General features: G+C 42.9%; 8 protein-coding genes. 6 read left to right on the forward strand and 2 right to left on the reverse strand.

What is annotated here, in order from left to right:
- Positions 1 to 10 precede the first annotated feature (10 nt).
- Positions 11 to 1,876: a phosphoadenosine phosphosulfate reductase family protein gene (locus QXD64_07580; GenBank protein ID MEM3397172.1), complete on the forward strand. Its 1,866-nt coding sequence runs from the start codon at positions 11 to 13 to the stop codon at positions 1,874 to 1,876.
- Here the strand turns inward: QXD64_07580 and QXD64_07585 are convergent.
- Positions 1,852 to 3,081, reverse strand: a complete 1,230-nt coding sequence (locus QXD64_07585; GenBank protein MEM3397173.1) for a tRNA (N(6)-L-threonylcarbamoyladenosine(37)-C(2))-methylthiotransferase — start codon at positions 3,079 to 3,081, stop codon at positions 1,852 to 1,854. The two genes, QXD64_07580 and QXD64_07585, sit on opposite strands and share 25 nt — an antisense overlap.
- Before the next feature lie 149 nt (positions 3,082 to 3,230).
- On the opposite strand from QXD64_07585, the gene QXD64_07590 reads away from it, so the two are divergent.
- From QXD64_07590 to QXD64_07605, 4 genes are read left to right on the forward strand one after another with little or no spacing between them, the layout of a single operon-like run.
- The gene (locus QXD64_07590; GenBank protein MEM3397174.1) at positions 3,231 to 4,556 is read left to right on the forward strand and encodes an acetyl ornithine aminotransferase family protein; all 1,326 of its coding nucleotides are present in this window, start codon (positions 3,231 to 3,233) and stop codon (positions 4,554 to 4,556) included.
- A gap of 9 nt (positions 4,557 to 4,565) precedes the next feature.
- Positions 4,566 to 5,516 (forward strand): NAD-dependent epimerase/dehydratase family protein, encoded by a 951-nt coding sequence (locus QXD64_07595; protein ID MEM3397175.1) that lies wholly within the window; start codon positions 4,566 to 4,568, stop codon positions 5,514 to 5,516.
- A 1-nt stretch (position 5,517) separates the two neighbouring features.
- Positions 5,518 to 6,027, forward strand: a complete 510-nt coding sequence (locus QXD64_07600; GenBank protein MEM3397176.1) for a universal stress protein — start codon at positions 5,518 to 5,520, stop codon at positions 6,025 to 6,027.
- 2 nt (positions 6,028 to 6,029) lie between these two features.
- Positions 6,030 to 6,488, forward strand: a complete 459-nt coding sequence (locus tag QXD64_07605; GenBank protein MEM3397177.1) for a universal stress protein — start codon at positions 6,030 to 6,032, stop codon at positions 6,486 to 6,488.
- On the opposite strand, the gene QXD64_07610 is transcribed toward QXD64_07605, so the two are convergent.
- Positions 6,478 to 6,993, reverse strand: coding sequence for a hypothetical protein (locus QXD64_07610; protein MEM3397178.1), 516 nt, complete (start codon positions 6,991 to 6,993; stop codon positions 6,478 to 6,480). The two genes, QXD64_07605 and QXD64_07610, sit on opposite strands and share 11 nt — an antisense overlap.
- Before the next feature lie 128 nt (positions 6,994 to 7,121).
- Between QXD64_07610 and QXD64_07615 the strand changes: the two genes are divergently transcribed.
- Positions 7,122 to 8,783, forward strand: a complete 1,662-nt coding sequence (locus tag QXD64_07615; protein ID MEM3397179.1) for a DUF835 domain-containing protein — start codon at positions 7,122 to 7,124, stop codon at positions 8,781 to 8,783.
- Positions 8,784 to 8,932: the final 149 nt, after the last annotated feature.

An 8,932-nucleotide genomic window follows, 5' to 3' on the forward strand; every position in this document is an offset into this window, starting at 1 on the left:
TTCCCATCTAATGCGAAAATCCCATGAACGGAAGGGCTGGCTCTTCTGGTGCGAAAAATGTAACATTCCCTTGATTACTGAAAAATGTGGAATTTGTGGAGGAAATGGAACCAGAATTCTACTCCATCATGGACTGGAAATCAGACCGGGATTTGAAGATACTGTTAGAAAAATTAACAACCTTCTTTACGGGGTTTATGGGGTCAAGGATGCATTGAGTGAGAAACTTGTGCTTTTACATAAGATTGCTGGTGTAGATAGAGCAGAAGAAATAATCGTTGATGGCAAGCTCTTTGGAATAATTGCTTACTTTCCGGAACAAAAAAGATTCCAAATTTCGTTGAAGGGCTATGGTGCCTTTTTGCTTGCCAGGAAAGGTGCAAACAAAAATGTGGTGATTGTGGAAGAAACGGCCTTAAAACGGCATCTGAAAAATGGCTGGATATATGCAAATGAGGTTCGTGAAATGCATGAAGTTTCAGGCCACGAAGAGGTCATAATTTTGGTTGGCAAATATACTGCTGCGGGTGTTCCAAAGTTTGCACAAAATACAGACCTGCCTGAAAAGTGTATCAAGGTGAAAGACATTGGTAAATACGAAGTTAAAGAAAGCACTGTATCGTTGGAGAAAATGGTAAAAGGAAATGAGATAGCACTAAGAAACATAGAGAGGAAGGCCCTCTGCGAGATAAAGGATACACTTAGTAAATTCGCGGGATATGATGTTGGTATCTCTTTTAGCGGTGGAAAGGACAGTGCTGTCGCATTTCATCTGTTGCACAAATGCCTCAATAACTTTTTTGTGCTTTTTGTGGATACAGGACTTGAGTTTCAAGAAACTGTAGAATATGTGAAGAGAAAGACACAAGGCAAAAAACTGTATGTTCTAAGACCTGAAAATTCGTTCTGGGACCTCGTTGAAAAAATGGGTCCACCAGCAAAGGATTACAGATGGTGCTGTAAGGTGTGTAAGTTAGCACCTGTTGCGAAGTTTGTTGCAGAGCACGGACAAAAAATTTTGTGCATAGAAGGGAGAAGAAAAGCGGAGTCATTTGCAAGAGAGAACATAGAACTTGTGGAGCAAAACCCTTTTGTGCCAGGGCAAGTCCTAGTTAATCCAATCAGGGACTGGAGTGCCTTTCATATCTGGCTCTACATACTCTGGCAAAACCTAGAAGTAAATTCGCTTTATTACCATGACTTTGAGAGAATCGGCTGTTATCTGTGTCCTGCAGAACACGCTTGCGAATTTGACGAGGTTGCTTCCCTGCACCCTGAGATGTACACAAGATGGATGGATTTTCTTAAACAATGGGCGATGTCTCATGGACTGACGGAAGATTTCTGGAAAAAAGGGATTTGGCGCTGGAAACAGCCACCAAAAAAAATGGCTGCGAAGAGTGAAACTACTGAGGAAATCCGAGTAAAGGAGACAATCACATGTGACGGAGAAGTGATTCTCAATGGAAATTTCCCTTATCTCCTAGATAGTATAATAGAGGCGGAGAATGCTCTAGGAATCATAGGTGTGACTGAAAGAAAATACGACGCGGTGATTGTGAGAACATCAAAAGCCAGGATTCTTCTCTTCTTGAATGGTGATTTTACCGTAGTTTCAAAAGACAAGAAAGAGGCGGAAAAAGTGCTTGTTTTACTAGCTAAACAAATGGCTCGAACAAAATTTTGCACTGTTTGTGGAATTTGTCTTAGGGCATGCCCAGTAAAAGCGATAGAGATAAGAGATGGAAAACCAATTTATGAGCTTAAGAAATGCAAGAAATGTCTGCAGTGCATAGAAAGCTGTGTGGCAGCAAGATACTATGACAAACGCCTGAGAATTGAGATTGAGGGTCAGAGTAATTTTCCAAGCAGGTAAATGTCGGTAGCGCCTACAATCTTGACATCCACATAGCTTCCCAGCCCCACTTCTTGCTCAATTATTACTGGCTTATAATCTATAGTCCTAGCTATGACTGTGTTCCCCTTACCCCGCTCACAAACCAGCACTTGCTCCGCACTCCCAATTCTTTGCTCCAGATTTTTCCTGCTTATCTGGAAACGGAGCTCAACAAGACGTCTCGAACGCTCCTTAACTATTCTCTCTGTTATCGGTTTCAGTTTAGATGCAGATGTTTTCGGTCTTGCGGAAAATCTTGTCACATTTACTATATCTGGCTTTACATGCTCAATGAGACGGAGCGAGGCCTCAAAGTCATCCTCATCTTCAGTAGGATAGCCAACAATTATGTCTGTAGAGAGCGTAAACTTCCTAAACCTTTTCCTAAACTGGTTCACAATGTTTATGAAATCCGCTATTGTGTGGTTGCGGTGCATCTGAACAAGAATTCTATCCGAACCAGATTGCACAGGCAGATGCAGGAACTTAAAAACCTTCTTGTGGGTATAGGCGTTTATGAGCGCAGGAAGGATTGGAATCACATTTTTTGGATGCATCATTCCAATTCTGATTCTGAAGTTGCCTCTCACACGCACGATTTCATTTATGCATGATGCTAGGTCTGTACCAATGTCGGCACCATATGCCGCAGTGTCCTGGGCTGTCAGCCGCAGTTCTTTCGCACCCTTTCTCACACAATCGAAAACTTCCCTTCGCAGTTCCTCTACATTAACGCTCCTCAATCTTCCCCTTGCGATTCTGGTGATACAGTAGCTGCAATTTCCAGTGCACCCGTTTGCAATCGGAATTGCCGCCACAACATCGTTCACAATTGGCTCAAGTGAAATTTCCCGATTAGAAATACCCAAAACCCTCAGAACATCAGCGTATTTGCCAGGGGGCAATAAAATGGCGTTTGGAGCATAGTGTTTCAAAATTTCTGGCTGTGCAGAAGCCATACAACCAGTTATAACTAGAATCTTGCCATAGTTCAGCAACGATTTAATCCTGGAAATCATGTGCCGTTCCGTGGTCTCAATTACTGTGCAAGTGCCAAGAATTATGATATGTGCAATTTCTGGTTTGTTCACCCTCTCCATCCCGTTTGCAAGCAGGCCCCCAACTAGTGCCTCGTTTTCTGCGGTGTTGAGCGTGCAACCATAACATTCAAGATACACCTTCATTCGGAAAATAAGAGGACTGTGCTTATATAAAGATTGGGCTTTGGTCTCCGTGGCGATGGAATAAATTAGAAAAGAGGACCTGGCATGTCTTAATAAAAACTACAGAAACCATTTTATCTGTCTACCTATTGGGGTTTTGAGGTGAAATTATGGATGTTCCAAAAATAATTCAAGTTCCGCCTGGAAAAAAGGCAAAGAAGATTGTGGAAGAGGATACAAAGTATCTCGCTACTAGCACAAAAACCTCTCCAGTAGTTGCAGCAAAGGCAAAGAATGCAATTCTCGAAGATGTAGATGGTAATGTTTACATTGATTTCAGTGCAGGTATTGGCGTCCTCAATCTCGGACATTGTCATCCGGCAATTGTAGAAGCTATCAAAACCCAATCAGAAAAATTGATGCATTTTGCAGGGACTGATTTCTACTACGAGATTCAGGTTGAACTCGCAAAAAAACTCTGCGAAATTACACCTGGCAAATTTGCAAAGAAGGTGTTTTACACAAATAGCGGTGCAGAGAGCAACGAAGCCGCAATCAAACTTGCAAGATGGAGTACACAGCGAAAGCAATTTATGGCATTCATCAGTGCTTTTCATGGAAGAACGATGGGGGCTCTTGCACTTACAGCAAGCAAGCCAGTTCACAGAGACCGCTATTTTCCAATGATGCCTGGCGTAAATCACATACCCTATGCATACTGCTACAGATGCAGATACAAGCTGGAATATCCATCATGTGATATCTGGTGCGCAAAAATATTGGACGAGGTTTATTTTGACACATTCATTCCACCAGAAGAAGTGGCAGGCATATTCGCAGAGCCAGTACAAGGGGAAGGCGGTTACATTGTGCCCCCGAAAGAGTTTCTACCAGAAATAAAGAAAATTGCAGAAAAACACAAGATTTTGTTCATAGATGATGAGGTTCAGGCAGGTTTCGGTAGAACTGGGAAGATGTTTGCCATAGAGCATTTTGGTGTTGTGCCAGATATTGTTTCGATTGCGAAGGCAATGGGCTCTGGAATCCCTATTGGTGCGATTGTGTTCAATGCAAAGTATGACTGGGGTGTGGAAGGTGCACACTCAAACACTTATGGTGGCAACCTTGTTTCCTGTGCTGCAGCCATTGCAACAATTGATGTGATTCAGAAAGAAAAACTCACAGCGCGTGCTGAGAAACTTGGAAAGTCGATGAGCAAGAGATTAAATGAGATGAAAGAAAAGTATGAGTTGATCGGTGATGTTCGTGGTCTTGGGCTGATGCAGGCAACAGAATTCGTGAAAAACAGGAAGACAAAGGAGTATGCGAAGAAGGAAAGGGACAGGATTGTGGAACTTGCTTACAAACGTGGATTGATTCTGCTTCCATGCGGCAAATCAGGAATAAGGTACATTCCTCCACTCACAATTGAAGAAGAGTATCTCGAGAAGGGACTGGATGTACTTGAGTCCTGCATAAAGGACGCCTCTAAATGAGGTGCTGATTTGCGGTGCCTAGTCACAGGTGGTGCTGGTTTCATAGGGAGTCATCTGGTAGATGCTCTCGTTGCCAAAGGCGAGGAAGTGACAGTTATAGACAATTTATCAGGAGGTAGGATAGAGTATATCAAAGAGCACATAGACAGCAATAGGGTGAAGTTCATCCATGGTGATTTGCTGGACAGAGAAGTCACTGCGCAGGCTGCAGAGGGCGTTGAAATTGTGTTCCACCTTGCTGCGAACCCAGACATAAGGCATGGGACCGCTAACCCAGATGTGGACTTAAAACAGGGTGTTGTAGCGACCCACAATTTGCTTGAAGTGATGCGTCAAAAAGAAGTAAAGAGAATTGTGTTTGCATCCAGTTCGGTGGTTTACGGAGAGGCAAAGAAAATCCCCACACCAGAGGACTATGGTCCTCTTATCCCCATCTCACTTTACGGTGCAGCAAAACTTGGTGCTGAGGGCTTTATCACTGCCTACTGTGGTTCCTATGGTTTCCAGTGCTGGATATACAGGTTTGCAAATGTAGTTGGAGCGAGAGGCACCCATGGTGTGATAGTGGACTTCATTAACAAGCTGAAGAGAAATCCAAAGGAACTTGAGATTCTTGGGAATGGAAAACAAACCAAGTCGTATCTGAGTGTTGAGGATACTGTGAGCGGAATGCTCTTTGGTCTTGAGCATGCTAATGAGCAGGTGAACATCTTCAACCTTGGGTCGGATGATTGGATAAATGTGACGAGAATTGCAGAGATAGTGGTTGAGGAACTTGGTTTAAGGGAAGTAAAGTTCAGATACACAGGTGGAGACAGGGGCTGGAGCGGGGATGTTCCTAGGATGCTGCTTTCCACAGAGAAAATTCGTTCGTTAGGCTGGAAACCAGTGCATGGCTCAGAAGAGGCCGTGAGACGGGCAGTGAAAGCCCTGGTTGCTGAAATTTGGAGAGGGGGTTGAAATGGTCAAAACTGTTGTGGTACCCACCGATGGCTCTGAAGACATGGAACAGGTACTTTCCATAGCTGTGGACATTGCTAGAACAATGGAGGCAAAGATTTACGGAATTTATGTGGTTGACCTCACACCATTCATTGACTTCCCAGAGGATGAGGTTGTTCAGAGTATAAAGGCAAAGCTTTATGAGGAAGGGTGGAACGCCCTTAGAACCCTTGAAAAATTCTGCAAAGAAAGGGGCAATGAAGTCGAGGTGCTGATCGAAGAAGGAAATCCAGCTGAAAAAATCATAAAGATTGCGAAAAAACTCAAGGCAGACCTGATAGTCATGGGCACAAGGCATTCCTCAACAGATGAATTTCTGCCCTCCTTCACAACCACTGAAAAACTCAGTGGGGAGATTGCGAGCATTGGAAGAGCATTATCCAGAAAACTGTTTGGAAGCACAGCCGAAAAAGTGATTGAGGGTGCACACTGCGATGTACTCGCTGTGCCAATCTTCAAGGAGGATTAAGAATGGTTGGGAACCAGGTCGCAGGAGTAAAGAACATTCTGATTGCAACAGACGGTTCTGAGGGAATGGAAGGTGTTTACAAGCTCGCATTTGACATGGCTAAGAACCTGAATGCAAAGCTTTTTGCAGTTTATGTGGTTGACATTTCCCCGTTCGCAGGACTGCCAGAGGACGATGTGCTTGTTCGTGCTAAAGCAAAGCTTTACGAAAGTGGTTGGAACTTGCTGAGAGAGTTAAAAGAGAGGGCAAAGAATGTGGGTCTCGAAATTGAGGCAAGCGTTGATGAGGGTATCCCCGCAGAACGAATTGTAAGAATTGCTAAAAAGTTGAAGATTGACATGATTGTGATGGGAACCACGGGAAAGTCAGGAGTGGACAAAATTCTGCTTGGGAGTGTTGCAGAAACTGTCATAAAAAATGCTCCATGTCCAGTGCTTGCTGTGAGAAAACCTACCATCTAAGCGAGAAACAACAGAATTTTCCGTTCCGTGTCTGGCACTCAACTTCCAAAATTTCTGCGTTTTGGCCAATTTGCTCCAGGACACCTTTTATAATTCCAATCCAGGCGGTGCAACATTCTTCTCGGAAATTTATGTTACCCACATATAATTTAGCACCATTTTCCTCCAGGTGAACTGAAATGTGGGCATGTCTAAAGGACTCTGAAATTGAATAAGCTGCCCGTTGAAGGGCTTTTTTTATGTCTTTTTCTTGGTTTTTTTGAGAATACGCCATTGCCACATGCTTCCCAGCGTTTAACACATGCTCTTCTCCCTTCTCACGGCTAAGCCATGTAATCAATTCACAGAATGTGGAGATAGGGTATTCTGTGGAATCTTCAATTTTCCCGTATCTCTGAAGTCCCGTCTCCTTAATGCAGGAATTGTAGCCAAGCGGACCCCATCTGGAGCTGATGTAACTGAGATAGAGATTGAGAAACCTCCCTCTGACATACACTCCTTGCATCCGATTTCAATATGACTTTGCAGTATATAAAACTTACAATAAAATTAGCATTTGCATTTTTGTGCAAATTTTGTTCTCCTCTGGATTGTAAAAAATTTTATATCTATGAAGAACATAGAGGGACTAGGATGGAGATAATCTACTATGTTTACGGCACCATGTTTCTGGTGACTGCAATAGCCACAATGTATGTGGCTCATCGAGGCTACTGGGCCGACCCGAAAGGTAGAAAAAACAAGCTGTTTCTGTTGCTTTCAATTGCAATGATAATCTGGCTACTAGGCGAAACAGGTTTCTGGTTCTCAAGTGAGACCCAGATGGTGCTGGCATTCTACCACTTCAAATACATTGGAATAATACTAACACCCCCTGCGTTCTTCTTAGTAGCTAGCGCAGTACCAATCTGGCGAAACATTTTGAATAAAAAATGGATTTATGGTGTTCTTTTTAGCATAGCCGGTGCATTCGTGTTCCTTTGCCTCACAAATCCATTTACACACATCTACTTCTCCTATTATTATGAGGCCCCTCTTGCCCCAGGAAAATACTATGGAGAATGGGCAACTCTTTGGTGGGTTCACACTGCCATTCAGTATTCTATCCTTCTTGCAGGTTTTATTTCACTTTTAATCTCAATAAAACAGGCAAGAACAAAAATTGAGAAAGCCCAGGCAAGAATCCTCATTTTCGCAGCAATTGTTCCGTTTGTGGGTAATGTGATAGGCCTGCTCAGACCTAGCTTCATCGACCCAACGCCCTTTGGAATGAGCTTTTCAACGATACTGCTTGGCTATGCCATCTCAAAATACAGGCTTTTCTCAATTACCGCTGAAACCGAAAAAACGGATGGAGTTAAGGAGAAAATACCGTTCAAGGTGGAGCACGGCTACAACTATGTAATTGTGGACAATCATACAAATGCTCCCTACTTCCTGCTCCGCACCCTTTCCACACAAAAGCCGGGACTTTGTGTGACTGGCAAACCACCTACATCTGTCAGAAGTGCGTTTAAAATTGAGAAACTGCCAATTATATGGATTACTGAAGTTGAAACAGAGGAACAGGCAGCAAACCCAGAACGACTTGATTTTGAGATAGCACAAAGCATAATCAACTTCATGCGAGAAAATCCTGGCTCAACTGTTCTTATTGATGATATTGAGTATCTCACTACAAAATGCGGATTTGAAGCTGTGTCAAACTTCCTGAAGGACATCGTGGATGTGGCTTCGACAACAAACTCTACCTTCATCACCCAGATACGCCCAGCATTCTTCGAGGAAGAAAAAATAAAGATGATTTCTGCAATGTTTGATAAGGAACTTAAACTATCCGGTGTAGAAACAGATAGAACAGGAGCAAGAACATATCTGTATTATAGGAAGGAGGACTCCCTTGAAAAGATTTCTGCACAAATTCCCGTAGGAGAGAAAGTTCTTGTGATAACTAGAACCCATCCGAAAAAAGTCGAAAAGTACTTTGGAAAGGCAGAATACTATTGGATTACCGACCTAGACATCGAAGATGTAAAGACAATCAAGCCAGAAGCAGTAGATACTACATTTATAATAGCAATAAAGGATGGGATTAAGGAAGGTATCAAACATATCGTGATTGATGGATGTGATGTGATTAAGCTCAGAGTTGACTTCAACAAGTATCTCAGTTTCATAAAGGACCTCACTGACCTTGCCCACAAGCATGGAGTAGATCTCTACTGCATTGTTGAAACAAGTGATGAAAAGGAAAATGTGGTCGTGAGCAACAGATTTGATGTAGTTGTGAGGTAAAGAAAAAACAGATCAATCTCATGGGTCATAAAGATTTGGGGTGCTAGTATATAAAGCAGCATGGTTCTATTCACAACCCTAAACCTTAATTTATTTCTAAGAATTCCCTGAATAAAAACGAAGGAGGATGGGATGCATGACAATCTCCA

The sequence above is a fragment of the Thermoplasmata archaeon genome (assembly GCA_038874435.1).
Lineage (GTDB): Archaea > Thermoplasmatota > Thermoplasmata > Lutacidiplasmatales > SKW197 > SKW197.

Excerpts from the sequence above, each read along its gene's own strand:
- QXD64_07580 (MEM3397172.1), top strand. The coding sequence starts at position 11 with ATGCGAAAATCCCATGAACGGAAGGGCTGGCTCTTCTGGTGCGAAAAA.
- QXD64_07585 (MEM3397173.1), bottom strand. The coding sequence starts at position 3,081 with ATGAAGGTGTATCTTGAATGTTATGGTTGCACGCTCAACACCGCAGAA.
- QXD64_07590 (MEM3397174.1), top strand. The coding sequence starts at position 3,231 with ATGGATGTTCCAAAAATAATTCAAGTTCCGCCTGGAAAAAAGGCAAAG.
- QXD64_07600 (MEM3397176.1), top strand. The coding sequence starts at position 5,518 with ATGGTCAAAACTGTTGTGGTACCCACCGATGGCTCTGAAGACATGGAA.
- QXD64_07605 (MEM3397177.1), top strand. The coding sequence starts at position 6,030 with ATGGTTGGGAACCAGGTCGCAGGAGTAAAGAACATTCTGATTGCAACA.
- QXD64_07610 (MEM3397178.1), bottom strand. The coding sequence starts at position 6,993 with ATGCAAGGAGTGTATGTCAGAGGGAGGTTTCTCAATCTCTATCTCAGT.
- QXD64_07615 (MEM3397179.1), top strand. The coding sequence starts at position 7,122 with ATGGAGATAATCTACTATGTTTACGGCACCATGTTTCTGGTGACTGCA.